Here is a 25,117-nt window from a genome sequence, read left to right as displayed (position 1 = left end):
CCGGCCGTCGACACGTCTCTCACCAGGACTCTCACCCGTCCCTCACGTCTCCGGACGCGCCGGCCGGCCGCCCCGGGCGGAGAGCAGGAAGCGGACGCCGCGTACCAGGAAGACGAGCGCGATCAGCACTCCGAAGGCCGCGGCGACGCCCAGTCCCGTCTTGTTCATGGGCGGGACGCTCAGCGCGACGAACGCGACCGCCTCTCCCAGCACGACCAGCGTCCAGCAGTCGATCGAACGGCTCCGCACCGCGAGCATCCCGAGCTGGGACTCCGGCAGGAGCAGGCGGGCGAGCGCACCGAACAGCAGCGCGGCGGCGATCAGCACCGAGCCCTTGCGGAAGTAGTGGAACGAGCACAGCACCAGCCCGGCCGCCACGCCGCTCAGCACGATCAGGTACGGCAGCTGGCCCAGCCAGTGCGGCCCGGCCGCCCCTCCCTTGGGGGCCTTCCGCCGCCGCCGGTGCAACTCGGTGCTCATGGATCAGACCGTAGCCGTTCCGGAGGCGCCCCACGACATTCCTGCGACGGTCCGCGGCAGACGTCACGCGGCGCCCCCGGCCGGCACCGAGCGTGACCGGGAGGCCACGAGGGCAACGGGTTACCCCGACACGCCGGGCGACGAAACTTCACTGGCACTGTCGAAATTAATCTCCGCGAAACGACTCTCCGGGGCACCGACCAGCGTTCGGTCAAGATTCGTGCTTGCCTGCGGCCTCCGGCGCCCGCGGCCGGAAATTTCTCTCACCGGAGGGGCTTTCGCCGCAACGTCTTCACCTCTGGGGCGTGACAGAGGAGGCCGGAGAACCCTCGATGGGCGCCACAAGCCTTGTGGCATCGGCCCTACCGGCCAGTAGGGGGGTGTGACGGGAACGCGGCCGGGTAACCCGCCAGACAGGGGTCGCTAACTAGCTGGGAGGACTGCCGTGGAGGGGCCGTTCATGCGGATCGAGGACAGCGGGCTGGTGGTGCCGCTGCGCCCCGACGTCACGACGGTCGGGCGAGGGCGGGGAGTCGACATCCGCCTCGACGACCCGAGTGTGTCCCGATTGCACGCAGAGATAGTTCGGCGCGGCCCGTACGTCTACGTCGTCGACATGGGGCTCTCCCGTAACGGGACCCGTGTCAACGGCCGCCCGATCGCCCGCCGCGTCCTGGAGGACGGCGACGTCGTCAGCTTCGGTACGGCGCGTTGCCGGATGGGGGGCATCCCCCGGGAGGAGGTCGACCCGGATGTCGAGCTGCGGCGCGCCGTGGCTCCCGAGCTCACCCGCCGCGAGGTCGATGTCCTGACCTCGCTGTGCCGTCCCGCCCTGTCGGACGAGGCGTTCGTCGCCCCGGCGACGGCGCGGGAGATCGCCGCGGACCTGGTCGTCACCGAGGCGGCCGTCAAGCAGCACCTGCTGCGGCTCTACCAGAAGTTCCGCATCCCCGAGGGCGCCAACCGGCGCACCCGGCTGGCCAACGAGGTCATCGCGATGGGGCTCGTCCGTCCGCTCCCTCCGGTGCACGTGCCCCAGCAGAACCGGCCGATGGACGCGGGACGGACCCGGCCCCCGGAAGTACGGCGCCCCGGGACCGGCCACGGCCCGGGACACGTCACCGGCCCGGGCCGTCAGGCGACGACCGCGGGCCGCCGGGCGAGCTGAGGTGAACGTGCGATCGTCCCTCCCCGGGTAGCGCTGATCGGGGACGATCGTGACGCCGCCCGCGGGGGCCGCGCATTCCATGTGCGGCCCCCGCGGGCGGACCCTTGAAGAAAGTGCGTCGCGGGCCTGGGCGTCGTGGAGGACGGCGCTCAGGCCCGCGGAGGCAATCCTCGCCGGGCACGTCAGCCCCGGGGGTACGTCAGGCCCGAGTCCGTCAGGCCCGGGCACATCAGCCCGAGTACGTCAGCCCCGGGTACGTCAGGCCCGAGTACGTCAGCCCCGGGTACGTCAGGAGGCGGCGGCGCCCTCGGCGGCCTCGACCACGTTCGCCAGGAGCATGGCGCGCGTCATGGGGCCGACACCGCCCGGGTTGGGGGCGACCCATCCGGCCACCTCGCGCACGTCGGCGGCCACGTCGCCGGCGAGCTTGCCGTCGACCCGGGAGACGCCCACGTCCAGCACGGCGGCGCCGGGCTTGACCAGGTCCGCCGTGATCAGTCCGGGGACGCCGGCCGCGGCCACGACGATGTCGGCCTTCCGGGTGTGCTCGGCCAGGTCGCGGGTGCCGGTGTGGCAGAGCGTCACCGTCGCGTTCTCGCTGCGGCGGGTGAGCAGCAGGCCGAGCGGGCGGCCCACCGTGACACCACGGCCGATCACCGTCACCTCGGCGCCCCGGAGCGGGACGCCGAAGCGGCCGAGCAGTTCCACGATGCCCTTCGGGGTGCACGGCAGCGGCGCGGGCTGCATCAGGACGAGCCGGCCCAGGTTGATCGGGTGCAGGCCGTCGGCGTCCTTGAGCGGGTCGATGCGCTCCAGCACGCGCTGCTCGTCCAGGCCCTTGGGCAGCGGCAGCTGCACGATGTAGCCGGTGCAGGCCGGGTCCTCGTTGAGCTCGGCGACGGCCCGTTCGACGTCGTCCTGGGTGGCGTCGGCGGGCAGGTCGCGGCGGATGCTCTCGATGCCCACCTCGGCGCAGTCGCGGTGCTTCATGTTGACGTACGCGGTGCTGCCGGGGTCGTCCCCCACGAGCACGGTGCCGAGCCCGACGGTGACGCCGCGCTCGCGCAGCCTGTCCACCCGCACCTTGAGATCCGCCCGGATCTCCGCCGCGGTGGCCTTGCCGTCCAGGATCTGTGCCGTCATCCGTACCTCCGCGCTGATCTGGACCGGGAGCCCGCCCGGCCGTCTCGGGCGTGCCCGGGCATGCGTGGCCCCGGCTCGGTCCCGTTCACCCAGGCGCGCGGTGCACGGACCGTCGTCGCTCCCCGGTGGTCGTCTCCACCTTGACCGCGCCAGTCGCGTCCCCGCCATCGTATCCGGGGCCCGGCGCGCTCAAGGAGGCCCGCGGGACGGGGGCGCGGGGCGGGCGCGGACGGGCGCGAGGCGTGGGGCGGGGTTCAGTCCTCGTCGGTGCGGGACCGCCAGGTGATCAGGCGGTCGGTTCCGTGCCAGCCGAGCCGGGCGGCCAGCAGGGCCGCCAGGAGGGCGGCGGCGAGGCCGACCATCTGGCGCGACTCGGCGAGCAGGGAGGCGGCCTGGGTCACGCTCGCCAGCAGCAGGGTCACCAGAACGTCCATTCACGGCTCCATCGGTGCGGGTCGCGCCGGGCACGGGAGGAACGGGGGTCGTCGCGAGGACGGGCCGCGAGGACGTCATCGCGAGGACGGAGGGGGTGCGCGACCCGGCCGAGGCTACCAACCGCGGCAGGCGAAATCGCCCACAACCGCCGAAACACCGCGGTCCGCGGACGGCCCGGAGACCGTCCGCGGACCGCGGAACGACGGTGAATCACTGGAACCAGCGGAACCAGCGGAACGGCAGGCCCAACGGAACCGTGGAACCAGCGGAACCGCAGAAGCAGCGGAGCGGCGGGCTCAGTGGAAGAAGTGCCGCACTCCGGTGAAGTACAGCGTGACACCGGCCTTCTCCGCGGCGGCGATCACGTCGTCGTCGCGGATGGAGCCGCCCGGCTCGACGATCGCCCGCACCCCGGCGTCGGCGAGCACCTGCAGCCCGTCCGGGAACGGGAAGAAGGCGTCGGACGCGCCGACCGCGGCGGACGCCCGCTCGGCACCGGCCCGCGACACCGCCAGCCGCGCCGAGTCGACCCGGTTGACCTGCCCCATGCCGACACCGACCGTGGCGCCGTCGGCGGCGAGCAGGATCGCGTTGGACTTCACCGACCGGCACGCCTTCCAGGCGAACGCCAGGTCGCGCAGCGTGGCCTCGTCGGCCGCCCGGCCGGTCTTCAGCTCCCAGTTCGCCGGGTCGTCGCCGGGGGCGTCCACCCGGTCCACGGTCTGCACCAGCAGGCCGCCGTCCACGCGGCGGGACTCCACCGGCGCGGCCGGGCCGTCCGGGCACCGCAGCAGCCGGATGTTCTTCTTCCGGGTGAGGATCTCCAGCGCCTCGTCCTCGAACGCCGGCGCGACCAGCACCTCGGTGAAGACGTCGGCCACCTGGCCCGCCATCGCGGCCGTCACCGGGCGGTTCACCGCGATCACGCCGCCGTACGCCGAGACCGGGTCGCACGCGTGCGCCTTGCGGTGCGCCTCGGCCACGTCGGCGCCCACCGCGATGCCGCACGGGTTGGCGTGCTTGATGATCGCCACGGCGGGGCCGTCGAAGTCGTAGGCGGCGCGGTGCGCGGCGTCGGCGTCCACGTAGTTGTTGTAGGACATCTCCTTGCCGTGCAGCTGCTCCGCGCCCGCCAGCCCGGCGGCGCCGCCGGACCGGTAGAGCGCGGCGCGCTGGTGCGGGTTCTCCCCGTACCGGAGCACGGCCGCCCGCTCCCAGGAGGCGCCCATGAAGTCGGGCCAGCGCGTCTCGGCGCCGACCTCGTCCGGGGCGTGGTCGCTCGCGAACCAGGACGCCACCGCGACGTCGTAGGCGGCGGTGTGCGCGAACGCCCGCGCCGCCAGCCGCCGGCGCTCGTCCAGGGTGAAGCCGCCGGCCCGTACCGCCTCCAGGACGCCGCCGTAGGAGGACGGGTCCACGACCACGGCGACACCCGCGTGGTTCTTGGCGGCGGCGCGGACCATGGTCGGGCCGCCGATGTCGATCTGCTCGACGCACTCGTCCGGGGCCGCGCCGGAGGCGACGGTCTCGGAGAACGGGTAGAGGTTCACCACCGCGAGGTCGAACGGCTCGACCCCGAGGTCGTCGAGCTGCTGCAGGTGGTCCTGCTTGCGGCGGTCGGCCAGGAGCCCCGCGTGCACCTTCGGGTGCAGGGTCTTCACCCGGCCGTCCAGGCACTCGGGGAACCCGGTGAGCTTCTCGACCTTCATCACCGGCACCCCGGCGGCGGCGATCCGGCCCGCCGTGGAACCGGTGGAGACGATCTCCACCCCGGCCTCGTGCAGGCCCTCGGCCAGCTCCTCCAGGCCCGACTTGTCGTACACGCTGATCAGCGCGCGCTTGATCGGGACCCTGGTCTCCCCAGAATCATTCGCGACCCGAGTCACCGGGCGTGCTCCCCTCATCGTCTGCGGACGTGTCGCACGTCCTGCACTTCATCGAGACCCGCCGGCCCTGCTGGGTCCAGCCGTCACGGGCGAGCCGCCCCACGACCTCGACCATGAGCCGGCGCTCCACCTGCTTGATGCGTTCGTGCAGGGAGTCTTCGTCGTCGTGCCAGCGCACGGGCACGGCCTCCTGGGCGATGACGGGCCCGGTGTCCACGCCTTCGTCGACGAGGTGCACCGTACAGCCCGTCACCTTCACCCCGTACGCCAGGGCGTCCCGCACGGCGTGCGCCCCCGGGAAGGACGGCAGCAGCGCGGGGTGGGTGTTGATCGTCCGGCCGCCGAACCGGGCCAGGAACCGGGGTCCGAGGATCTTCATGAACCCGGCGGACACCACCAGGTCGGGCCGGTGCGCGGCGACCGCGTCGGCCAGCGCCTCGTCCCACGCGTCGCGGTCGGCGAAGTCGGGGATCCGCACGGTGAACGTGGGCAGTCCTGCGCTCTCCGCGCGGCGCACGCCGCCCGTTCCGTCACGGTCCGCGCCGACGGCGACCACCCGTGCCCCGTAGGCTGGATCCGCGCAAGCGTCGAGCAGCGCCTGTAGGTTGGTCCCCGCGCCGGAGACGAGGACGACGAGCCGGGCGGACACCATGACTCCTTGTGGACGATGGGTCGATGAGCTTCGAGCGAGGCCCGCGGCTTCGCCGGGCGTAGCAAAGCCTATCGGCCCTGCTCTGCGCCTCGTCATCCGCATCGAAGGGGAGGAAGAACGTGAGTGAGCAGCCGGGACAGGGCGACGACGGCACCGGCCGGGAGTTCGCCCCCGCCACCGGCGGCCCCGCGGGTCCGGACGGCGGGCCCGACCGGTCGGGCTGGCGTGCACTGTGGCTCGGCGGCGGTGCGCTGCTGCTGACGCCCTTCTTCTTCCCGGTCGGGCTGTTCCTGGGCATCGCCGCGCTGGTCGTCGGGATCAGGGCCCGCAGGCGCGCGGGACGGCGGCGCGTGGGCGCGCCGGGCGCCGTCGGCGGCATCGTGCTGGGCGCGATCGGCCTGGCCATGGCGAGCTTCTGGTTCGCCGTGACCGCCTTCCTGTGGACCGAGCTGAACGGTTACCAGACGTGCCTGACCTCGGCCAACACCACCACCGATGAGAAGAACTGCCGCGACCGCTACTTCACCGACATCGAGAAGAAGCTCAACCTTCCGGCCGGGAGCATGTCCCGCTACGGCGACATGTTCTGACGCCCCTCGTTTCCGGAAGGGCCTCGCGCCCAAGCAGCACGGCGCCCAAGCAGCACGGCGTCCAATCGGCACGGCCTCCCGATCGGCACGGCCTGCCTGACGGCGGCGGCCGGTCCGGCGGGTCTTGCCTGCGGCCTGCCTGACGGCGGCGGTCAGTGCCTCAGTCCTGGTACGGGTCTTCTTTGAGGACGTAGATGGCGCCGCCCCGGGTCTCGGTGCGGTCCTCGCGGGGAGCGGGAACGTCGGGCGGGACCGGCCCCAAGTCGAGGTCGGGTTCGGGTTCGGGGTGGTCGACGGCCGCCTCGGGCTCAACGTCCCAGTCCGGCTCCGCGCGATGCGCGGGGTCCGCGGGCGGTGCGGGCGGCGGCTCCGGGCGCCCCCGGGGCCGGGCGGGCGGCCTCCGAGGGGCCAGGACGGGCTCGGCCTCCTCGAACTCCAGCGGGTCGTCGGTGTACGGCGCGGGCTTGCGGACGGGCGGTGGGGGCGCCGGAACGGGCGCGGCGAGCGGCACGGCCGGTTCGCGCGGAGCGGGCGGCGCGGCGGTCTCGGGAGGCGGCACGGACCGGCGGCGGCGGGTTCTCCCGGCTCTCCCGGATCGCCCGGCGGACGGGGACGACGGGGCGGGCTCGGGCGCGGGATGCCCGGCCGTCCCGTCCTCAGGCGCGGCGTGCCCGGCCGCCGCGCGCTCGGACGCGGCGCGTTCCGACGCGGCGGCACGGCGCAGGGCGCGGGTGTTGGCCAGCCAGGCCGCCAGCGCGGCGGCGACGCCCACCTCCAGCGTCGCCAGGAGCCCGACCTGCCAGGCGGACGGGCCCACGGTGGCCAGCCGGCCGCCGCCCAGCGGGCCGCCGGCGAGGGCGCTCAGCAGCGCCGCGACGGCACCCGTCAGGGCCCCGGACAGGAACCCCCACAGCGGCGCGCCCTCGTTCACCGGGCTCGGCAGGGCGCGGATCGTCAGGACGCCGCCCACGGCACCGGCCAGGAACGGAGCGGCCAGCGAGACCAGCGAGACCAGCGGGGCCGGGCCGGACTCGGGCAGCGCGGCCAGCGGCGGGAACGTGGGCACGAAGTCCAGGAAGACGCCCGAGGGCGAGACGCCGGTGCCCGCGCCCACGGAGAATCCGGGGCCGATCGCGTACGCCATGCCCCAGATGACCGCGTTGGGGAGGAAGGCGAGTTCCAGGAGGAGGAGCAGGATCCCGCCGACGATGCCGGGCGCCAGCGTGTCGTAGAGCCGGGTCGCCTGCGGGACGTGCAGGGCCAGGGACGCTCCCACCAGCACGGCGCCGGAGCCGAGCAGGACGGCGGTGGCCCCGGCCACGCCGACCACCAGCGAGCGCGGGCGCCCGGGCAGCAGCCGGAGCAGTGCGCCGAGCCCGGAACGGACCCGCCGGCCGCGCGCCGCGACCAGCGCGCGGGCCGCGCCGAGCACGCCCGCGGCCAGCGCGACGACGAAGCAGGCGAGCAGCGCCTGCCAGGCCGACGGGCGGACCGCCGGGGTGGCGGCGGCGAGCGCGAGCCCGCCGGCCAGGATCGCGTACGGGACGGCCAGGGCGGCGGCGACGTGCACCACCCCGACGCGGGGGCGGCCCGGGACTCCGGCGGCGCGGACCATCCAGGCGCCGCTGCGGTAGAGCAGGGCCCCGGGCAGAACGAGGAGGCCCAGCGGCAGGAAGCCCACCCGGCCGTGGGAGACGGTGAACCCGGCGTGGTGGGACACCAGCCAGAGGTTGACCGCCGTGCGGAAGACGCCGGGCAGCCCCGGGCCCAGGGCGGTGCGGGGCGCGGCGATCCAGCCGAGGAGCGTGATCGTGGTGAGCACGGCGAGCCCGATGCCGATCGACCACAGCGCGCCGATCAGGCCGGTCACGTACAGGGGACGGGATCCGCCGCGGACGGCGGTCCGCGGCGGCTCTTCCGGCTGGACGCGCTTTCCGGGGCTCGCTTCGTTCACGCGGTCAATGCTGGCACCCTCACCCGGGGACGGCCGCCCGCGCGCCCGGCGTGTCGCCTTTGTCGTCGACGATCACCCAGCGTAGCGGGCGCACGGAAAGACGCCCGGCCGCCGGGCGGCTCGGGCGTCTTTCTCGCTCTGCTGGTCTTCCCGGGGAAGGGCCCGGTCAGAGGTTCTTCATGATGTCGCGCATCAGGCGGGCGGTCTCGCTCGGCGTCTTGCCGACCCGGACGCCCACCTTCTCCAGGGCCTCCTTCTTGGCCTGGGCGGTGCCCGCCGAACCGGAGACGATGGCGCCGGCGTGGCCCATGGTCTTGCCCTCGGGCGCGGTGAACCCGGCGACGTAGCCGACGACCGGCTTGGTCACGTTCTGCTCGATGAAGGCCGCGGCGCGCTCCTCCGCGTCACCGCCGATCTCCCCGATCATCACGATCGCGTCGGTCTCCGGGTCGTCCTGGAAGGCGCGGAGCGCGTCGATGTGGGTGGTGCCGATGACCGGGTCGCCGCCGATGCCGACGCAGGTGGAGAAGCCGATGTCACGCAGCTCGTACATCATCTGGTAGGTCAGCGTGCCCGACTTGGACACCAGCCCGATCCGGCCCGGCGTGGTGATGTCGGCCGGGATGATGCCCGCGTTCGACTTGCCCGGGGAGGCGATGCCGGGGCAGTTGGGGCCGATGATCCGGGTCTTGCTGCCCTTCTTCTCGGCGTACGCCCAGAAGTAGGCGGTGTCGTGCACCGGGATGCCCTCGGTGATGACCACGCACAGCGGGATGCCGGCGTCGATCGCCTCGACCACGGCGTCCTTGGTGAACTTCGGCGGCACGAACACCACCGACACGTCCGCGCCGGTCTCGGCCATCGCCTCGGCGACGGTGCCGAACACCGGCAGGGAGGTGCCGTCGAAGTCGACGCTCTGCCCGGCCTTGCGGGCGTTGACGCCGCCGACCACGGCGGCGCCGGAGGCGAGCATCCGGCGGGAGTGCTTCATGCCCTCCGAGCCGGTCATGCCCTGAACGATGATCTTGCTGTCTTCCGTCAGCCAGATGGCCATTGCTATGCACCTGCCGTCGAGTTGTTTCCAGCCCCCTGGCGGGCGCCCGCCCCCACCGCGAGTTCGGCAGCCCGCCGGGCCGCGTCGTCCATGGTGTCGACCTGCTCGACGCCGGACAGCGCCGCGTCGGTGAGGATCTTGCGGCCGAGCTCGGCGTTGTTGCCGTCCAGCCGGACCACCAGCGGCCGGTCGACGGTCTCGCCGCGCTCGTCCAGCAGCTTGTAGGCGGCCACGATGCCGTTGGCGACCGCGTCGCAGGCGGTGATGCCGCCGAAGACGTTGACGAACACCGACTTGACGTCGGCGTCCGACAGGACGATCTCCAGGCCGTTGGCCATGACCTCGGCGGACGCGCCGCCGCCGATGTCGAGGAAGTTGGCGGGCTTCTGCCCGTCGAACTCCTCGCCGGCGTAGGCGACCACGTCCAGGGTGGACATGACCAGGCCGGCGCCGTTGCCGATGATCCCGACGCTGCCGTCGAGCTTGACGTAGTTGAGGTCCTTCTCCTTGGCCCGCGCCTCCAGGGGGTCGGCGGCGGCCTTGTCCTGGAGGGCCTCGTGCGACTCCTGGCGGAACCCGGCGTTGTCGTCCAGGGTCACCTTGCCGTCGAGCGCCTTGACCTCGCCGCCGGCGGTGAGGATCAGGGGGTTGACCTCGACCAGGGTGGCGTCCTCGTCGGTGAACACCGCCCAGAGCCGCTCGATGAGCTCGGCGGCGCCCTCGCGGGCCTTCTCCGGGAGCCGGCCGGCGACGGCGATCTCGCGGGCCTTGTCGCGGTCGACGCCGTCGATGGCGGAGATGTCCACCTTCGCGACCGCGTCGGGGTTGGTCTCGGCGACCTCCTCGATCTCCATGCCGCCCTCGGCGGAGCAGATCGACAGGAAGGTGCGGTTGGCGCGGTCGAGCAGGAAGGAGAAGTAGTACTCCTCCGCGATCGCGCTGCCCTCTTCGACGAGGACCTTGTGGACCGTGTGGCCCTTGATGTCCATGCCGAGGATCCGGCCGGCGAGTTCTTCCGCCTCGTCGGCGGTGTCGGCCAGCTTCACGCCGCCCGCCTTGCCCCGGCCCCCGGTGAGGACCTGGGCCTTGACGACGACCTTCGAGCTCCCCGCGGCGAACAGTTCCGCCGCGATGGCCCGAGCTTCCTGGGGGGTATGGGCGACCTTGCCGGTGGGCACCGGTACCCCATACTCGGCGAAGAGTTCCTTCGCCTGATGTTCAAACAGGTCCACGAGGCGTCCTTATACGGATCGACAGCCGATGACCGTCGGGCAGCCCACCCGGCGGTCCGCTCCGTCGATGCAGCCTAGTCTCCCCTGCTCCATGCTGATGCCGCCGGGGGCCTTTCAAGCGCTGCCCCTTAAGGAGGATGTCGTGATTGCCCGTTGGGAGGATGATCCACTTATCAAGACTTGGTGTACTTGTCTTCGCCTTGCAACGAAGCCAGGGTGACAAAGGGGAGATGGCACGGTGGCCGTAGATCGGATCGGGTCGCCCAGAGCGGCCGTACCGTCGCCGAGAACGGCCGCGCCGCTGAGAACGGCCGCGCCGCCGCACGGGGACACGCTGCGGAGGGTCCGGCGCACCGCCGGGCTGCTCCTGGTCGCCGCCCTCGTCGGCACCTGCGGCGCCACGTTCCCCGACCGGGGGGTGCCGGCCCAGGTCAGCCCCGGGATGGTGGGCGGCGGAGGCTGGCCGTTCACCGGGGTGCCGGTCCCCGCGGACGCGGCGGAGGGCGCGTCCTACATCCCGGGCAGTTCGGTCCTGCTGCTCCGGGACGGCCGGGTCCGGCTCGTCCCGTTAGGCACCAGCACGGCGATCACCGTGGACGCGTCCGATCCCCGGGTGGCGGCGGCGGTGCGCTCCGACAGCGCGTGGCTGGCCGGCGGGACCGTCCCCGACGGCGGCGCCGCCGTCCCGGACGGGACCCGGCGCGTCTACCGCGGGATGGCCGAACGGGCGCTGCTGGACCTGCGCCTGCTCACCCGGCCCAACGGCGCGTCGCAGGCCTCCTGGTACGGCGCGTGGCGGTACTCGTGGCCGCGCGACTCGGCGTTCACCGCCGTGGCGTTCGCCGTGACCGGTCACGAAGCCGAGGCGGAGCGGGTGCTGCGCTTCCTCGCCCGCGTGCAGAACGAGAACGGGCTGTGGGCGGCCCGCTACCACACCGACGGCACCGAGGTGGCCGACGGCCGGGACCCGCAGCTCGACTCCCTGGGGTGGGTGCTGTGGGCGAGCTGGCTGTTCCGCGAGCGGTCCCCGGCCTCGGCGGCGGCGAACGAGCTGTGGCCGATGGTGGTGCGGGCCGCCGACCATCTCGCCGGGTCCCTGGACGTGGAGGGGCTGCCCCCGCCGTCCTCCGACTACTGGGAGCGCAAGCCCGGAACCGAGGAGGACCCCCGCCGGCCCACGCTGGGCGTCGTGGGTCCCGTCCTGGCGGGGCTGCGCTCGGCGTCCGCGTTCGCCCACGGGGCCGGCCACACGGACAAGGCGTCGCACTGGCAGGACGCGGCGCGGCGGCTTTCCGACGCGGTCACCCGGCAGTTCACCCCCTACGGCTACCCGCGGTCCCCTATCCGGAACGGCCTGATGGACACGTCGGTGACGTTCGTCGCGCCGCCGTTCGCCCCGGCCGATCCGGGGGTGACCGCGGCCGTCGCCGAGGGCTTCCGGCGGACGAGCCTGCCGAACGGAGGCGTCCTGCCCGGGGAACGCTGGTCGGGGAGCCCCGACGTGGCCTGGACACCGGAAATGGCCCTCTTCGCTCTGACGGCCGCCACCTCGGGCCGTACCGACGAGGCCCTGGAACGCCTGGACTGGCTGGCCGAGCACCGGACCTCGCTGGGCGTCCTCCCCGAGAAGGTCGACGCCGAGGGGCAGCCCGCCTCGGTCGCCCCGCTCGGCTGGACGGCCTCGCTGGTCCTGCTCGCCCTGGCGGCCCTGGAGGACCCCCTGCCGATCCCGCCGGCACGCTGACCCGGCGGCACGGGCCGGCGGCGGTCAGGCAGAACCGGTCAGGCGAACCGGTCAGGCGAACTGCTCGTACCCGAGTTTGAGGACCAGCGCGGCCACCACGCAGAGCAGGACCGCCCGGACGAACCCGGCGCCGCGGTTGATCGCCATCCTGGCGCCCAGCTGGGCGCCGACGATGTTGCAGACCGCCATGGCCAGCCCGAGCGCCCACAGCACCTGCCCCTGGGCGGCGAACACCACCAGCGCGCCCAGATTGGTGGCGGTGTTGATGATCTTGGCATTGGCGGAGGCGTTGACGAAGTCGGTGCCCAGCAGGGTGGTGAAGGTGATCACCAGGAACGTTCCGGTGCCCGGCCCCACCAGCCCGTCATAGAAGGCGATCACCACTCCGGGGACCAGCACGGCGGCGGCGGTCCGGCGCCGGGTGCGCAGCACCAGCGCCGGGGTCCGGCCCAGGTCGGGCCGCAGGACCACGACGGCCGCCACGGTCAGCAGGACGACCATGATGACCGGCTTGAGCACGTCCGAGGAGATCGCTGTCGCGCCCAGGGCCCCGACCGCCGAGAAGGCCACGGCCAGGCCCGCGCCCGGCAGCGCGACGGGCAGGTCGGGTTTGGCCTTGCGCAGGTACGCCACCGCGGCCGACGAGGTGCCCGCGATCGAGGCGAGCTTGTTGGTGGCCAGCGCGCTCGCCACCGGCGCGCCGGGATTCAGCAGCATCAGGGCGGGGAGCTGGATGAGCCCGCCGCCTCCGACCACCGCGTCGACCCAGCCCGCGCCGAGCGCGGCGACCAGCAGGAGCACCAGCTCCACGTCCAAGAACGGCTCCTGGGGGGAAAGGCGGGGATGTAAGGAGTCAAAATCCTGTCGCGAATGACCCTACTCCCGTCCGTTCACGCCGCTGATGCCCGGGTTAGCCCGGAATGCCGGAACGGCAGATAACTGGGGCGGCTCCGGCGCTTGTCCGTTCGGCCGAAGTACGCGAACAGTGCTCGTATGCCTGTTGTCGTGCTGATCGGAATGCTGGACGCCCGCGGCCTCGAACACGCATGGATACGCGACCGGCTCAAAACCTCGGGGGCCGAGGCGATCCTGGTCGACACCGGCGTCCGGGACGTCCCTCGGGTGACCCCCGACATCACGCGCGAGGAGGTCCGCCGGGCGGCCGGCGCGGACCCGGCGGACCGCACCCGCCGGGACGGCGCGGCGGCCACCATGGCCAGGGGCGCGGCCGAGATCGCGCGCCGCCTGCACCGGGCCGGACGGATCCACGGGGTGCTCGCGCTCGGGGGCGGCTCCGCGACCGCCGCCGCGCTGGCCGCGCTGCCGCCGGGCGTGCCCAAGCTCGTGATCAGCGGCCTGGCCTCGGGCGACGCCATGCCCCCCGCCGGCGGGTCCGACATCGCCCTCATGTACGCCGCCGAACCGGTCTCCGCCCGGGTGCTGGCCGGCGCCGCCGACGCGATCGCCGGGATGGCCGCGGGCGCCGTGGCGGGCCGGGCGTCCGGCGGCGCGTCCGGCGGCGACCGGCCCGGCGCGGACCCCGGCACCGCCGGGCCTCTGGTCGGCGCCACGCTGGCGAGCGGCACCGCCCCGGGCGTGCACGCCGCCCGCGAGCTCCTCGGCATCCTCGGGTACGAGGTCGCGGTGTTCCGCGCCACCGCCGCCGGGCGCCGCTCGTACGAGGCGATGGCCGCCGGCGGCACGCTCGCCGCCGCGCTCGACGCGACCCTGGCCGACCTGTCCATCGACCTGCCCGGCGGCCTGATCACCGAGCCGCCCACCCGGCCGCCCACCGGCCTGCCCGGCCGCCTGGAAGGCGCCGCCCGGTCGGGAATCCCGCAGGTCGTGAGCCTGGGCGGGCTCGACGTCGCCAGGTTCGCCGCCGCCGTCCCGCTCCCCGCGCGCCGGGCCCGCGTCCGCGACCGGGCGGGCGTCCTGGTCCGCCCCACCCCGGCCGAGTCCGCCGACCTCGGCCGGCGGGTCGCGGCCCGGCTGCGCGAGGCCGCCGCCCCCGCCGCGCTGTTCGTCCCGCTGCGCGGCCTGTCGACCCTGAGCGCGCCCGGCGGCCCGCTGCACGACCCCGCCTCCGACGCCGCGCTGTTCGCCGCCGTACGCGAGGGCCTTTCCGGATCCGCGGTCGCGATCCACGAGATGGACACCCACTTCAACGACCCCGCGTTCGGCCGCGCCATGGCCGACCGGCTGCACACCATCCTCAGCGGATTCCGCGTGCACGCCGTTTCCTGACCTTGCGGCGGCTCCCGTCACCCTGCACAGTTCTGCGGGACGACAGATGATCACTTGGAGACCGCTTTGCCCTCCGCAGACGAAATGCCGCCGGCCACCGCTCCGGGTCCCGCGACGAGCACGCGGACCAGGAAGCCGAACCCGGACGAGGAGATGTCGGGGGCGTGGGGCTGCCTGGCCCCGGCCTTCTTCCTCCACGTCCTGGGCACCGCGTTCGTCCTGACCCCGCTGCACTGGACCGCCGCCGGGCTGACCATGAACGGGATCGGCGCCCTCCTGGCGTTCGTGTCGGTCGGCGGTGTCGGGTTCCAGCGGTTCAAGCAAGGCTCCAAGGCCTACGGCAAGGCCCGGCTGACGGCCTCGCTCCTCATCTGGTACGGCCTGGCCGCCTTCGCCGCGAGCCTGGCCGTCCTCGCCGGGGACGAACGGGGCAGCACCCTGACCTGCGCCGTCTTCGGCGCCGTCCTCCCGCTGTGCGGGATCTGGGTGCGCGGTTCGCTGATGGGCCGGAACCGCATGATCCCGCCGCGCCTGGCGAACGTCCTGACCGTGCTGATCCCGCTCCTCCTCGTCGCCGACGGCGTCGCGTACATGACCTATCCCGGCGTGACCATGGCGGCGATCGTCCTCTCGCTCGTCGCGATCGCCTTCCTCGCGATGAGCATGGCGTGCAACACCTACCGGACGCCGCTCCTGCTCAACGGCGCCCTCCTCGTCGTCGCGCTGGCGTTCCTCCTCACCGGTGCCCACCGCCCGAGCACCGGCGCGCTCTGGCTCGGCATCACCGGCGAGCCGGTCACCTGCCGTTTCCTCGCCGCGGAGCGGGCGCCGGACTCCGCGTCCTACACCTACCTGTGCCCTGGGGAGGTCCTCACCTACGAGGCGCCCTCCTCCGACCTCGGCCGTCCCGAGGGCGACCGGCTCGTCTGGGACGAGACCCGCCTGACCACGGCGTTCCTCGAAGCCGGGCAGGTCACCCCCCGTACCGCCGGCCTGTGGATCACCCATTTCGGCGCCATCGTCGTCCTCCTCCTCGCCGTGCTCCTCCTCGCACTGCGCCCCCGGACGCCCTGACCGGCGCCATGCTTGGGGAAGATTTGAGGGAGGGACGGACCTGAGCGGGCAGGGAGACCACGTCCCGCGGCGCCCCCCGGCCGCCACGCGACGTCCTGGAGGAAGAACGATGACCGTCGACCAGGCCCCCGCACCCGCGTCCGCCTGGTGGCCGAGGATCGCGGGGGCCCTGCTGGCCCTCGCGGTGGCCGCCGTCCATGTGGTCGACCAGGGCGGATTCCCCGGCTCGAAGGCGCCCGCCTATGTCGGGATCGGCTACTACATCGTCGAGGTCGCGGCCATCGTGACCGCCGGGCTGCTGATCGCCGGAGCCGTACGGATCGGCTGGGCCCTCGCCATGGCGGTCGCGGCCGGCCCGGTCGTCGGTTACGTGCTGTCACGCGGGCCGGGGCTCCCCGGCTACACCGACGACATCGGGAACTGGACCGAGCCGCTCGGGCTCGCCAGCCTCGCCGCGGAAGGGCTGCTGTTCTTCCTGGCGCTGACGATGCTCGGACGCGCCCTGGCGGCCGAACGGCGAGCCGCGACCGGCCGGGTGCCCACCCGAGCACCCCACCCCTAGGTTTCAAAGTCCCGGCCCACGGCGCTCGCCTGGCGACTCGCGCCTGACCGGGACTTGGCGAGCGCGGCATCGCTCCGCGATCCGCCCGCCGGCGCTCGCCTCCGGCATCGCCCCACCGGGCAGGTCACGCGCTCGCGGTGGCTGAGACCACCGCGAGTCAGGCACCTAGGCAGCTCGCCACTCGTCCGCGAGCAGGGACCAGATCTGCACGCCGCGGCGCTCGCCGTTCATGACGAACGCCTCGCGCAGCGTCCCCTCGCACGTCAGGCCCAGACGCTCGGCCGCCGCGACACTGCGCGCGTTCTCCGGATCGCAGTGCCACTCCACCCGGGCCATGCCGCGCACGCCGAACGCCCAGTCGATCATCTGCCGGGCGGCCCGCGTCACCAGGCCGCGGCCCTGCCCGGCCGCCCCCATCCAGACCCCGATCTCGCAGTTGAGCATCACGGGGTCGAACGTGCGGAACACGGTCCCGCCCTGGAGCACCCCGTCGATCCAGATCCCGTACAGCCGGCCCTGGTCGGCGGCCTGCCTGCGGGCGTACATCTCCAGGAACTCCCGGGCGGAAGAGGCGTCGGTGATGGTGGCCGCCCACGGGATCCAGGGCGAGATGTCCGCGCGCACCCGCACCACGTGCTCGGCGAACTCCTCCGCCTGCCACGGCTCCAGCGGACGGATCTCGGCGTCCTCGGCCAGCGGTGACGCGAACATGGGGCCTCCCGATATGCATACCCAACGTTTGTTACGTACTCTAGACCCGTACCAGCGCGAAGGGAGCACCGGGAGTGCCCGCACGAGGTGATCACGACGCCCGGCGCCGCGACGTGTCCGAGGCGGTCTGGCAGGTCCTCGCCGAACGCGGCTTCACGGGCCTGACCCTGCGTGCCGTGGCCGCCGAGATGGGCGCCACCACCGGCCTGCTCACCCACTACTTCCCCAGCAAGAAGGCCCTGGTCGCGTACGCGCTCGACATCGCCGACGAGCGCACCGCCGGACGGGCCCTCCGGCGGCCGGGCGGCGGCGGGCTGGGCGACCTGCGCGGCGCGCTGCTGGACGTCCTCCCGCTGACCCCCGAGGCGACCGCGATGAACCGCGTCTGGGTCGGTTCCTGGGACGGCTCGCTCGCCGACCCCGGCCTCTATGCCCGCGAGACGCGCCGGTACGAGAACTGGCGGAGCCGCCTCCGCCCGCACGTGACCACGGCGGTCGAACGGGGCGAGCTGCCGTCCGGCACCGACGTGGACGCGGTCGTCGCCACCGCCGCCGCGTTCACCCACGGCCTGGTCCTCCAGGCCCTCTTCGACCCCGAGCGCTTCCCGCCGGAACGCCAGACCGAGTTGCTGGACGGATTCCTCCGCACCCTCCAGTAGAGTCCCCCATCATGGCCGACCATGACCTGCTCGGCTGGATCCGCGAGCACACCACCACCCTCTCCGGCCTCGCCCCGGACGCCCCCCTGGACGACCTCGAACCACTCCGCGACATCGCCGGTGACGCCCGCGTCGTGGCCCTGGGCGAGGGAGCCCACTTCGTCCAGGAGTTCACCCGGGCCCGGCAGTGCCTCCTGCGCTTCCTCGCCGAACGCTGCGGCTTCACCGTCCTGGCCTTCGAGTACGGGTTCAGCGAGGGGACCGGCCTCGACCGCTGGATCCACGGCGAGGGCGGCGACCTCACCCGGCTCGGCGGCACCCCGTTCGCCGGGCTGACCACGGAGATGGCGCACTGGCTGCACCGGCACAACCGCACCAGCGGGCACCCGGTACGGTTCGCCGGCATCGACATCCCGGCCGCGGGCGGCGATCTGCGTCCGGCACTGGACCCGGTGACCGCCTACCTGCGCGAGGTCGATCCCGACGCGCTCCCCCTCATGGATCGCGTCCTGGCGATCGCCGACCGCTTCGCCGGCAAGTCGTTCGCCGCGGCCTCCCCGAAATGGTCACGCCTCACCACGGCGGACCAGGACGCGCTGACCGCCGGCCTGGCGCGGCTCCTCCTGCGGTTCCGGGCCCTGGAAGCCCTCTACGTCTCGCGCAGCGACCAGGACCGCTACGACCTCAACCTGCGCCGCCTCCAAGCGGCCCCGCACACCGACTACATGTTCGGCGCCATGCGCGACATCTACGCGGGCGAGGGCATGGCGGGCGACACCTCCATACGAGAGGACTACATGGCCGGGTCGCTCCTGTGGCACCTCGCCCGCGCCCCGGAGGCCCGATTCGTCCTGGCCGCCCACAACAACCACATCCAGAAGGCGCCGGTGCACTTCGACGGCGACCTCATCGCCTTCCCCATGGGCCACTACCTGCACCGCGCGCTGGGCGACGACTACCGCGCCATCGCCCTGACCCACACCGCCGGCCACGTCCCGGAAATGCACCTGGACGAGAGCACCGAGGCGGGCTTCACCGTCATCGACGAAACCCTCGCCCCTCCCTCCCCGGGGAGCATCGAGGCAGCCCTGCTCGACGCCGGATTCCGGAACGCGATCACCCTCACCGACCTGCGCCCCGTACCACCCGGAGGGGCCCGGCCCCTGGACCGCATCCGCACCCAGAGCGCCGACATCGAACTCCCCGTACGAGAGGCGTTCGACGCCGTACTGTCCGTCCCGACCGTCACCACGACGACCGACGACTGACAGAGGAACCAGAACCTGAACATCCAGAACTCTCGGTAATCGGCCGCGCACGGATCGACCCCGTGCTCCCATGGCGGCATGGCAGCCCAGAACCTCCCCTCGGCCCGCTTCCGCCGCATCGGCCTGGAGCTCAGGCGCCTGCGGCTGGAGGCCGGGATGACGATGAAGGAAGCAGGCGCCTTCCTCGACCGCTCCTCCTCCTCGATCAGCCTCCTGGAGGCCGGCACCCAAGCGATCCGGCCGCGCGACCTGGACTACATCCTCATGAAGTACGGCCACGCGGAAGGCCCGTTCAGGGAGGCGATGCTCGAACTGGCCCGCGAAGGCCGCAAGAAGGGCTGGTGGCATCGCTATGCACACGCGTTGTCCCCCGAGCTCATGGATTTTCTGTCGCTGGAAACGGACGCCAGATCCATCAGCACCTATCAAACGGTCCTCGTCCCTGGCCTGCTCCAAACCCCCGACTATGCCCGCGCACTACTCGATCCGGATTCGACTTCCGCGTTGCGGGACGCGCTGGAAGTCCGCATGGCCAGGCAAACCCTCCTCGACACGTCCAGCCCGCCCAGGCTCACGGCCATCCTCGACGAGGCCGTCCTTCGTCGTCAGGTGGGCGGCGCGGCGGTCATGCGCGACCAGCTCGCACGGCTCCGCGACCTCTCCGAACGCGAGCACCTGGACATCCGGATCACTCCCTTCGAGGCGGGAGCACACAGAGGACTCAACGGCCCGTTCACGATCCTGGAACTCGGCGTACGCGGCAGACTCACCATCGTCACGCTGGAAAGCCTGCAAGGAATGTCGTACGTGGAGAACACCAAGGACGTCCATCGCTACGAGACGGTCTTTGACGAACTCACCCGAAGCGCCCTTTCCAAAGCCGATTCCCGTGACCTGCTCGAACGGCTACGGTCGGAATCATGACCGAGTGGCGCAAGAGCACCCACAGCGACGGCACACAACACGGCGGATGCGTCGAAGTCGCGGCCCTCAATACGACCATCGCCGTACGCGACTCCAAAAACCCCCGCGGCCCACACCTCCACCTCCACCCCCACACCTGGCACACCCTCCTCACCACCATCAAAACCAACAACACCCCAACGCCACAGCGCCCCTGTCAGACCCGTGATGCATGATCGCCGCATCGACTCGCGCAGGAAGACGGGATCACCATGTCGATCACGAACCAGCAGGTGGCAGGGCACGCGTTTCTGAAGGCGCTGTACGAGGACCCGTACTTCCCTGATCACGTCCTCGACAAGGGACGGGGGATCCTGCTGAGGCTGTGCGAGCGGATCGAGGTGGAGCGGCCGTCGGACCTGGCGGCGCTGTACGGGCTCACGCAGGCGGCTACGGAGGAGTTCAACCTGCTGGAGGCGGAGTTCGACGCCGCGGGGAGTGAGATCGAGACCGCCGCTCGCGAGGAGATAGCGGAGGACTTCTGGTTCGTGGCGTCGGCCTACGGATTCGCGGACGCGGACGTGGAGAAGCTCATCGCCACCCGGAACTGGTGACCGGCCCGAAGTCAGGCAACGGCCAGGAGAGCGACGCCGCCTCCTCCCGCCGGGCGGCTTGCGCGGCGCAGATGACCTCCGGGGACGCCGTACTCGGGCTCGGCCACCGGAACGAGCGGCGGTTGCTCCACGACATGTCCGCGCAGGACCGGCTCGACCTGGCAGCACCGCCTGGCCCCCTCCACCCCGATCCCCGTATCGGGCAGGCGATCAGAACGCTCCGGGCCGACGTGGGCCGGACGGTCTCGGCCGGCGAGCTGGCCCGGGAGTGCGGTCTGTCGGTGTCGCGTTTCCTCCACCTGTTCGCCGCCCACACGGGTACGAGTTTCCGCCGCTACCGGCTCTGGACCCGGATGCTGCGCGCCGCCGAACTCATCGCCGGGCGCCACGACCTCACCACCGCCGCCACCGAGGCCGGTTTCGCGAGCCCCTCCCACTTCAGCGAGACGTTCCACCGCATGTTCGGGCTCCCACCCAGCCGCCTGCTCGCCACCGGCCCGACGATCAGCTTCGCCAGAGCAACCGCCGATGTTCGAGACACGAAAACAAGTTGATCTTCAGGTGGGACTCGGACAGGCTTCCCGCCGAGGCGCCTGCGCAGCGGGCCGAACGGAGGCCGGAGCCGTGTGGTACCCCAAGATCCCGCAGCGGTTCGGCGACGGGCCGTTGCCCGGCGGGATCTGGGTGGCCGAGGAGAAGGTGCACGGCGCGCATCTCGCACTGGTCAGCGACGGCCGGACGACGCGGGCCGCCGGGCGCCGCGGGCCGCTGGACGAGGAACGGCTTGAGGCGTTCTTCGGGGTGACGCGGCTGTGGCCGGCGCTGGCGACCGCGGCGGCGGCAGCGGCCCGGGCGGCCGGACAGGACGTGATCTTGTACGGGGAACTGGCGGGCGGAGGCTATCCGCACCCGCGAGTACCGCCGGTCAAGGACGCCTGCCCGGTGCAGACCGGCGTGTGGTACAGCCCCGACCTGGTGTGGCTGGCGTTCGACGGCGCCATCGCCACCTCGTCGGGACCGCGTTGGATGGGCCGCGCCGAGCTGGCGGACCTGGTGGCCGGTGTGGGCTTGGAGTGCGTGCCGCTGCTGGGCCGAGGCCATCGGCACAAGCTGGCGGAGCTGACGGTGGACTTCCCGACGCTGGTACCCGCCGCGCTGAGCCTTCCCGCACTGCCCGGAAACCGCGCCGAAGGCTACGTCCTCAAACCCGCCGGGCCCTGGGATACCACCGAACGGGGACCGCGTCCGGTAGTGAAGGTCAAGCATCCCGAATTCGCCGAGGACGCCCGCTACAACGGCGCCCGGCCGTTCGTGCCGCCTCCCGGCGGGGTGACGGGAGTACCGGCATGGCTGCTGGCCGCCGCGGTCGAACGGCTCACCCCGCCGCGCCTGGACGCGGCCCGCAGCAAGCTCGGCCCGGCCGCAGGCACCGCCGAGCTGGTCGCCGAGGTGGTGGACGACCTGCTCGCCGACCTCGATGACGACCTGGGCGGCCTGCCCGACCCCGACCGCCGGCACCTGGCCGCCGCGCTCACGCCCGCGGCCCGCACGCTGGCCACGTTGCAAGGCCACTGAACCGGCCGTACCTGGGCGGCCACGCGCCGGACGGGCTTCCCGTACCGCCACAAAGATGGGCAACGTCCACCCGCTCTTCTTCGACCGTCCCAGAGGGCGCCGGCTCCATTGGTCAGCCTCGCCGTGATCAGTGCCAGTCGCTGATCCTGACGTCGTCCGGCGACGGCCTGCCACGCCCGGTCTCCACCAGTTCCTTCAAACTCATCAGGTACGTCGCCCACTTGGTGCTGCAGTGGTGCATGAACTCGTCCGGCTCGCGCCAGCCCTCGTGCCTGAACCGGACGATCGTGTACTCGCCGCTCTGCTCGAGGGACCACCCGATCTCGGTGCCGATCCACTCCTCGGGACCATCGATGACCCGCCACCGCACGCGGCCGGACGGATCGAGATCCAGGACCTCCATGTCGAAGCCACCGACGTCGCCGAACCGGAAGGCCAGCTGCCCGCCGACCTCGCTCTTGCCCGCCGTGTCGGTCGTCCACCAGCCGGCGACGCCTTCTGGAGTGGCGACCGCTCGGTAAACGTCGTCGAGCGGGGCGACGACACCGATCCGGTGCAGGATGTCGACCATTTCATTCTCCTCTGTTCACTCGTTCGATCGCCTCGGCGATCTGCTTGATCCGGCGGAGTCGGGCGTCCCAGGTGGCGCCGACCGCCGAGAGCTGGGCGGCGGCTCGGGCGAGCTGCGCCTCGTCGACCTGGTAGTGGCGCTCGCGGCCGACCGGCGTGGCGTGGACCAGGCCGACCCGGTCCAGGACGGCCAGGTGCTTCGAGACGGCCTGGCGGGTGACGGGCAGCCGTTCGCTCAGCGACGTGGCCGTGCCCGGCCCTCCGGCCAGGAGCAGGTCGATCAGCGTCCGCCGGATGGGGTCGCCGATCGCCGACCACAGGTCATCGTCGGCCGCCGTGCTCATGAGCCGACGGCCACGCGCCCGGCGTACGCGCCCAGTGCGGGGATGTAGCGGTCCCACGAGGTCGCGTGGTCGCGGTACTGCTCCTCAAGGACCGCGACCTCCCAGCCCATCTCGCGGAACCCGGTCTCGGTCATGCGGATCCGGGTCCCCCCACCGGCCGGGACCAGATCGAAGGTGACGAGCAGTGAGTCCCCGCTCCGGTGAGGGGCGGTGAAGCACCACCGGAAGGAGAACCGCTTCGGGGGATCGACCTCGACGACGGCGAGGTCGACGGTCACCGTCTCGCCGGTCTCCGCGTCGCGCCACACGAGCTCCCCGGGCGCGCCCGCGACCGGGGCGAACCGCGCGTCGTCGGGCCACCATTCCCGCATGTGCTCGGGACGGCTGATCACCTCGAAGACCACCTCGGGCGAAGCGTCGACATGGATGTCGCGCTCGATGGATCCGTACTCCATGTCCACCAACCTTTTCGCAACCTTTGGTTGCACGAGGCTACGACAACCGGGCCCCGACATGCAACCTTTGGTTGCATGTTGTGGCGGCCACGACCCCACATGACGCCAGGCCACGCGTACCGGTACGGCCCGACCAACTACACGGCCGTCCGGCGGTGAGCTGTGCGGAGTAGCGGCTCGCCTCCATGTGGGCCGCCGGCCGCGACGGCGAGGGCGTCCCCAGCCACCTGCGAATGCGGGCACGTTCGGGCATTGGCCGGCCACCATGTCGGTGCGCTGGGCGTCGCGTTGTCGCGCGTAAACGGGGCCTCGGAACTGTCGCGCATCTGCCAGTATCTACCCGGGCCCCACCGGAGATCATTTCGCCGAGAAGCCCTTCTGAGAGGCGAGAATGACGGAACCAACACCGTACGAGCGCCGCTGGCTGGACGTACTCGACGAGCTGCGGCACTGCTCCGATCCCGACCTTCAGATGACCTGGGATCATCAGGGCCCGCTGACCGTGGAGCCCGCAGATGCGCACAGTGCCTTCGGTACGCTCGCGCAACAGGACGGAGTTCTCCTCGACCCGGCCCTTCAGAAGTGTTTCCTGCGCTTCGACGGCCTGGGCGCCTGCTGGGGGTACGGCGAAGAAGAAACGGACCCGCTGTTCGCCGGGGAATTCAGTCTCTCGCCCCTGGCACAGGCGATCCGCAGGCAGCCGCCCGTCGAGCGCTATCCCGACCCGTCACCGGAGCAGCTGGAACTACTGGTCGAACTCCGCGACTTCGACGGAACGCCCATGGGCGGGGTGGGATCCATCTCCTCTCTCAGGATCAAGCAGGGTGGTGTGCACAACCCGGAGATCTGGTTCAGCGACGGTGAGCTCGGCGTTCACCGTATGGATATCGACCTCTGCGGCTACCTCGACGCACTGCGCGTCACCAAGGGAGCATATGGCTGGCAGTACCTGTTCACCGACGTCTCCTTGACAGAAGAGGACCACGAAGTGACCGCGGAATTCCTTACCGAAATGCTCGCCGTATTCCCCGATTTGTTCCCCGCCCACGACTACGAGCCGCTCAGAGCGCGGCTCGCCGAGCGTCTCCGCTGAACCACACGGACAGGAACCCATGACCGCTACGTCGACATCACCCGAGCCGCTCTCGTCCTCAACGGGCAATGGGAGTGATCTTCATTGAGAAAACCTCACTACGGCGACGAAAGCGGCCCGTGTACGAGTTCACCCAAGAAGACCTGGATGATGGAAGGTTGCCTGTGACGAAAAGACGGTAATATCGAATCGACTGGTGCCTGCTGTTGCCCGCTGCGGCCGCCGCCCCTCCTGTTCGGTCAGCAGCCATGCCCTCACGGGCCCTGCCGTACACGCCCCCTCTCGACAGTGATCACCTCACCACGAGCGTGAGGGCTACACGCATCGAAATCCCGGACGTCTGCGAGCGTGTCGCTTGCCCCGGTGAACGTATGCGGACATCACAACCAGTGCCGCATCAGGCAACGTCTGCCATTCCGGTACGGTCGGTGGCGTGAATACTGGCAGCCAGCCGACTCTTGACGAGATCGAAGATCGTTTCGTCGAGCTCGTCGCGGGTCGACTGAGTCGAGACGAGGCCGACCGCTGGGCGGCAAGATGGGTGACAGAGGACGACTTTGTCTGGGACGACCTGTCCTGGTGGGCGCTGAACAACCTCTATGGAATCGATCTGCCCGCGAGCGAGGGCGGCGGTTTCCTGCACGACGACGAACAGGTACGGGCATGGCTCGTTGAGCTGAGAAGGCGCCGAGCGGCGTGAAGCG

General features: G+C 72.1%; 28 protein-coding genes and 1 riboswitch. Of the genes, 15 read left to right on the top strand and 13 right to left on the bottom strand.

The window, feature by feature from the left end; all coding sequences use genetic code 11:
- Positions 1–42: 42 nt before the first annotated feature.
- Positions 43–480, bottom strand: a complete 438-nt coding sequence (locus IW256_RS03410) for a DUF3017 domain-containing protein (protein ID WP_197009555.1) — start codon at positions 478–480, stop codon at positions 43–45.
- A 445-nt stretch (positions 481–925) separates the two neighbouring features.
- Between IW256_RS03410 and IW256_RS03405 the strand changes: the two genes are divergently transcribed.
- On the top strand, positions 926–1,648 hold the full coding sequence (locus IW256_RS03405) for an FHA domain-containing protein (protein WP_197009554.1): 723 nt from the start codon (positions 926–928) through the stop codon (positions 1,646–1,648).
- A gap of 288 nt (positions 1,649–1,936) precedes the next feature.
- Here IW256_RS03405 and IW256_RS03400 read toward each other — a convergent pair whose 3' ends face one another.
- The 4 genes from IW256_RS03400 to purN all read right to left on the bottom strand — a co-directional run bounded on the left by IW256_RS03400 (position 1,937) and on the right by purN (position 5,764).
- The gene (locus IW256_RS03400; protein WP_197009553.1) at positions 1,937–2,791 is read right to left on the bottom strand and encodes a bifunctional methylenetetrahydrofolate dehydrogenase/methenyltetrahydrofolate cyclohydrolase; all 855 of its coding nucleotides are present in this window, start codon (positions 2,789–2,791) and stop codon (positions 1,937–1,939) included.
- A gap of 80 nt (positions 2,792–2,871) precedes the next feature.
- Positions 2,872–2,958, bottom strand: a riboswitch (ZMP/ZTP riboswitch).
- An 87-nt stretch (positions 2,959–3,045) separates the two neighbouring features.
- Positions 3,046–3,225, bottom strand: coding sequence for a hypothetical protein (locus IW256_RS03395; protein ID WP_197009552.1), 180 nt, complete (start codon positions 3,223–3,225; stop codon positions 3,046–3,048).
- 297 nt (positions 3,226–3,522) lie between these two features.
- Entirely contained in the window at positions 3,523–5,112 is a 1,590-nt protein-coding gene (gene purH / locus IW256_RS03390) for a bifunctional phosphoribosylaminoimidazolecarboxamide formyltransferase/IMP cyclohydrolase (RefSeq protein WP_307828722.1), read from the bottom strand.
- Positions 5,093–5,764, bottom strand: a complete 672-nt coding sequence (gene purN, locus IW256_RS03385; protein WP_197009550.1) for a phosphoribosylglycinamide formyltransferase — start codon at positions 5,762–5,764, stop codon at positions 5,093–5,095. The genes purH and purN overlap by 20 nt, the downstream gene beginning before the upstream one ends.
- Positions 5,765–5,883: 119 nt before the next feature.
- On the opposite strand from purN, the gene IW256_RS03380 reads away from it, so the two are divergent.
- A complete protein-coding gene (locus tag IW256_RS03380; RefSeq protein ID WP_197009549.1) occupies positions 5,884–6,354 on the top strand; it encodes a hypothetical protein in 471 nt (156 codons plus the stop codon).
- A 160-nt stretch (positions 6,355–6,514) separates the two neighbouring features.
- On the opposite strand, the gene IW256_RS03375 is transcribed toward IW256_RS03380, so the two are convergent.
- From IW256_RS03375 to sucC, 3 genes are all read right to left on the bottom strand, one after another.
- A complete protein-coding gene (locus IW256_RS03375; RefSeq protein ID WP_307828721.1) occupies positions 6,515–8,308 on the bottom strand; it encodes a cell division protein PerM in 1,794 nt (597 codons plus the stop codon).
- 166 nt (positions 8,309–8,474) lie between these two features.
- On the bottom strand, positions 8,475–9,362 hold the full coding sequence (sucD, locus tag IW256_RS03370) for a succinate--CoA ligase subunit alpha (protein WP_197009548.1): 888 nt from the start codon (positions 9,360–9,362) through the stop codon (positions 8,475–8,477).
- A gap of 2 nt (positions 9,363–9,364) precedes the next feature.
- On the bottom strand, positions 9,365–10,594 hold the full coding sequence (gene sucC, locus IW256_RS03365; RefSeq protein WP_197009547.1) for an ADP-forming succinate--CoA ligase subunit beta: 1,230 nt from the start codon (positions 10,592–10,594) through the stop codon (positions 9,365–9,367).
- Positions 10,595–10,832: 238 nt separating this feature from the next.
- Here sucC and IW256_RS03360 point away from each other — a divergent pair, with 238 nt between their 5' ends.
- Positions 10,833–12,338, top strand: a complete 1,506-nt coding sequence (locus IW256_RS03360) for a glycoside hydrolase family 15 protein (protein WP_307828720.1) — start codon at positions 10,833–10,835, stop codon at positions 12,336–12,338.
- A 51-nt stretch (positions 12,339–12,389) separates the two neighbouring features.
- Here IW256_RS03360 and IW256_RS03355 read toward each other — a convergent pair whose 3' ends face one another.
- Positions 12,390–13,154, bottom strand: coding sequence for a TSUP family transporter (locus IW256_RS03355; protein ID WP_197009546.1), 765 nt, complete (start codon positions 13,152–13,154; stop codon positions 12,390–12,392).
- 177 nt (positions 13,155–13,331) lie between these two features.
- Between IW256_RS03355 and IW256_RS03350 the strand changes: the two genes are divergently transcribed.
- From IW256_RS03350 to IW256_RS03340, 3 genes are all read left to right on the top strand, one after another.
- On the top strand, positions 13,332–14,585 hold the full coding sequence (locus IW256_RS03350) for a Tm-1-like ATP-binding domain-containing protein (RefSeq protein WP_197009545.1): 1,254 nt from the start codon (positions 13,332–13,334) through the stop codon (positions 14,583–14,585).
- Between the two features lie 66 nt (positions 14,586–14,651).
- Positions 14,652–15,659 (top strand): hypothetical protein, encoded by a 1,008-nt coding sequence (locus tag IW256_RS03345; RefSeq protein WP_197009544.1) that lies wholly within the window; start codon positions 14,652–14,654, stop codon positions 15,657–15,659.
- Positions 15,660–15,768: 109 nt separating this feature from the next.
- A complete protein-coding gene (locus IW256_RS03340) occupies positions 15,769–16,221 on the top strand; it encodes a hypothetical protein (RefSeq protein WP_197009543.1) in 453 nt (150 codons plus the stop codon).
- Positions 16,222–16,386: 165 nt separating this feature from the next.
- Here the strand turns inward: IW256_RS03340 and IW256_RS03335 are convergent, their stop codons facing one another.
- Positions 16,387–16,932 (bottom strand): GNAT family N-acetyltransferase, encoded by a 546-nt coding sequence (locus tag IW256_RS03335; protein WP_197009542.1) that lies wholly within the window; start codon positions 16,930–16,932, stop codon positions 16,387–16,389.
- A gap of 74 nt (positions 16,933–17,006) precedes the next feature.
- Here IW256_RS03335 and IW256_RS40785 point away from each other — a divergent pair, with 74 nt between their 5' ends.
- From IW256_RS40785 to IW256_RS03300, 7 genes are all read left to right on the top strand, one after another.
- On the top strand, positions 17,007–17,591 hold the full coding sequence (locus tag IW256_RS40785) for a TetR/AcrR family transcriptional regulator (RefSeq protein ID WP_197009541.1): 585 nt from the start codon (positions 17,007–17,009) through the stop codon (positions 17,589–17,591).
- An 11-nt stretch (positions 17,592–17,602) separates the two neighbouring features.
- A complete protein-coding gene (locus IW256_RS03325; RefSeq protein ID WP_197009540.1) occupies positions 17,603–18,859 on the top strand; it encodes an erythromycin esterase family protein in 1,257 nt (418 codons plus the stop codon).
- 78 nt (positions 18,860–18,937) lie between these two features.
- Positions 18,938–19,783 carry a helix-turn-helix domain-containing protein gene (locus IW256_RS03320; RefSeq protein WP_197009539.1) on the top strand — a complete coding sequence of 282 codons (846 nt, stop codon included), beginning with the start codon at positions 18,938–18,940 and terminating at the stop codon, positions 19,781–19,783.
- Complete coding sequence (locus IW256_RS03315; protein WP_197009538.1) at positions 19,780–19,998, top strand: DUF397 domain-containing protein; 219 nt, start codon at positions 19,780–19,782, stop codon at positions 19,996–19,998. Before IW256_RS03320 ends, IW256_RS03315 begins: the two co-directional genes overlap by 4 nt.
- A 36-nt stretch (positions 19,999–20,034) precedes the next feature.
- A complete protein-coding gene (locus IW256_RS03310; protein WP_197009537.1) occupies positions 20,035–20,376 on the top strand; it encodes a DUF5713 family protein in 342 nt (113 codons plus the stop codon).
- Entirely contained in the window at positions 20,373–20,930 is a 558-nt protein-coding gene (locus IW256_RS03305; RefSeq protein ID WP_197009536.1) for a helix-turn-helix domain-containing protein, read from the top strand. The genes IW256_RS03310 and IW256_RS03305 overlap by 4 nt, the downstream gene beginning before the upstream one ends.
- A gap of 70 nt (positions 20,931–21,000) precedes the next feature.
- Positions 21,001–21,951 carry an RNA ligase family protein gene (locus tag IW256_RS03300; protein WP_197009535.1) on the top strand — a complete coding sequence of 317 codons (951 nt, stop codon included), beginning with the start codon at positions 21,001–21,003 and terminating at the stop codon, positions 21,949–21,951.
- A 127-nt stretch (positions 21,952–22,078) separates the two neighbouring features.
- On the opposite strand, the gene IW256_RS03295 is transcribed toward IW256_RS03300, so the two are convergent.
- Genes IW256_RS03295 through IW256_RS03285 form a run of 3 tightly spaced genes read right to left on the bottom strand, consistent with a single transcriptional unit; the run spans position 22,079 to position 23,320 of the window.
- Entirely contained in the window at positions 22,079–22,522 is a 444-nt protein-coding gene (locus tag IW256_RS03295; protein WP_197009534.1) for an SRPBCC family protein, read from the bottom strand.
- A 1-nt stretch (position 22,523) separates the two neighbouring features.
- On the bottom strand, positions 22,524–22,865 hold the full coding sequence (locus tag IW256_RS03290; protein WP_197009533.1) for an ArsR/SmtB family transcription factor: 342 nt from the start codon (positions 22,863–22,865) through the stop codon (positions 22,524–22,526).
- Positions 22,862–23,320 carry an SRPBCC domain-containing protein gene (locus IW256_RS03285; protein ID WP_197009532.1) on the bottom strand — a complete coding sequence of 153 codons (459 nt, stop codon included), beginning with the start codon at positions 23,318–23,320 and terminating at the stop codon, positions 22,862–22,864. The genes IW256_RS03290 and IW256_RS03285 overlap by 4 nt, the downstream gene beginning before the upstream one ends.
- Positions 23,321–23,711: 391 nt before the next feature.
- On the opposite strand from IW256_RS03285, the gene IW256_RS03280 reads away from it, so the two are divergent.
- Positions 23,712–24,413: a hypothetical protein gene (locus IW256_RS03280; protein WP_197009531.1), complete on the top strand. Its 702-nt coding sequence runs from the start codon at positions 23,712–23,714 to the stop codon at positions 24,411–24,413.
- Positions 24,414–24,846: 433 nt separating this feature from the next.
- Positions 24,847–25,113, top strand: a complete 267-nt coding sequence (locus IW256_RS03275) for a hypothetical protein (protein WP_231403625.1) — start codon at positions 24,847–24,849, stop codon at positions 25,111–25,113.
- Positions 25,114–25,117 lie beyond the last annotated feature (4 nt).

Origin of the sequence: Actinomadura viridis, assembly GCF_015751755.1 — a bacterium.
Classification (GTDB): Bacteria; Actinomycetota; Actinomycetes; order Streptosporangiales; family Streptosporangiaceae; genus Spirillospora; species Spirillospora viridis.
The sequence above is the reverse complement of the archived record's forward strand: the minus strand, read 5'-3'. Positions and strand labels throughout refer to the sequence as shown.

What these genes read in the sequence shown, in the direction of transcription:
- IW256_RS03410 (WP_197009555.1), bottom strand. Translation starts at nt 480, where the DNA reads ATGAGCACCGAGTTGCACCGGCGGCGGCGGAAGGCCCCCAAGGGAGGG.
- IW256_RS03400 (WP_197009553.1), bottom strand. Translation starts at nt 2,791, where the DNA reads ATGACGGCACAGATCCTGGACGGCAAGGCCACCGCGGCGGAGATCCGG.
- IW256_RS03395 (WP_197009552.1), bottom strand. Translation starts at nt 3,225, where the DNA reads ATGGACGTTCTGGTGACCCTGCTGCTGGCGAGCGTGACCCAGGCCGCC.
- purN (WP_197009550.1), bottom strand. Translation starts at nt 5,764, where the DNA reads ATGGTGTCCGCCCGGCTCGTCGTCCTCGTCTCCGGCGCGGGGACCAAC.
- sucD (WP_197009548.1), bottom strand. Translation starts at nt 9,362, where the DNA reads ATGGCCATCTGGCTGACGGAAGACAGCAAGATCATCGTTCAGGGCATG.
- IW256_RS03350 (WP_197009545.1), top strand. Translation starts at nt 13,332, where the DNA reads ATGCCTGTTGTCGTGCTGATCGGAATGCTGGACGCCCGCGGCCTCGAA.
- IW256_RS03340 (WP_197009543.1), top strand. Translation starts at nt 15,769, where the DNA reads ATGACCGTCGACCAGGCCCCCGCACCCGCGTCCGCCTGGTGGCCGAGG.
- IW256_RS03335 (WP_197009542.1), bottom strand. Translation starts at nt 16,932, where the DNA reads ATGTTCGCGTCACCGCTGGCCGAGGACGCCGAGATCCGTCCGCTGGAG.
- IW256_RS03325 (WP_197009540.1), top strand. Translation starts at nt 17,603, where the DNA reads ATGGCCGACCATGACCTGCTCGGCTGGATCCGCGAGCACACCACCACC.
- IW256_RS03320 (WP_197009539.1), top strand. Translation starts at nt 18,938, where the DNA reads ATGGCAGCCCAGAACCTCCCCTCGGCCCGCTTCCGCCGCATCGGCCTG.
- IW256_RS03315 (WP_197009538.1), top strand. Translation starts at nt 19,780, where the DNA reads ATGACCGAGTGGCGCAAGAGCACCCACAGCGACGGCACACAACACGGC.
- IW256_RS03310 (WP_197009537.1), top strand. Translation starts at nt 20,035, where the DNA reads ATGTCGATCACGAACCAGCAGGTGGCAGGGCACGCGTTTCTGAAGGCG.
- IW256_RS03295 (WP_197009534.1), bottom strand. Translation starts at nt 22,522, where the DNA reads ATGGTCGACATCCTGCACCGGATCGGTGTCGTCGCCCCGCTCGACGAC.
- IW256_RS03290 (WP_197009533.1), bottom strand. Translation starts at nt 22,865, where the DNA reads ATGAGCACGGCGGCCGACGATGACCTGTGGTCGGCGATCGGCGACCCC.
- IW256_RS03285 (WP_197009532.1), bottom strand. Translation starts at nt 23,320, where the DNA reads ATGGAGTACGGATCCATCGAGCGCGACATCCATGTCGACGCTTCGCCC.
- IW256_RS03280 (WP_197009531.1), top strand. Translation starts at nt 23,712, where the DNA reads ATGACGGAACCAACACCGTACGAGCGCCGCTGGCTGGACGTACTCGAC.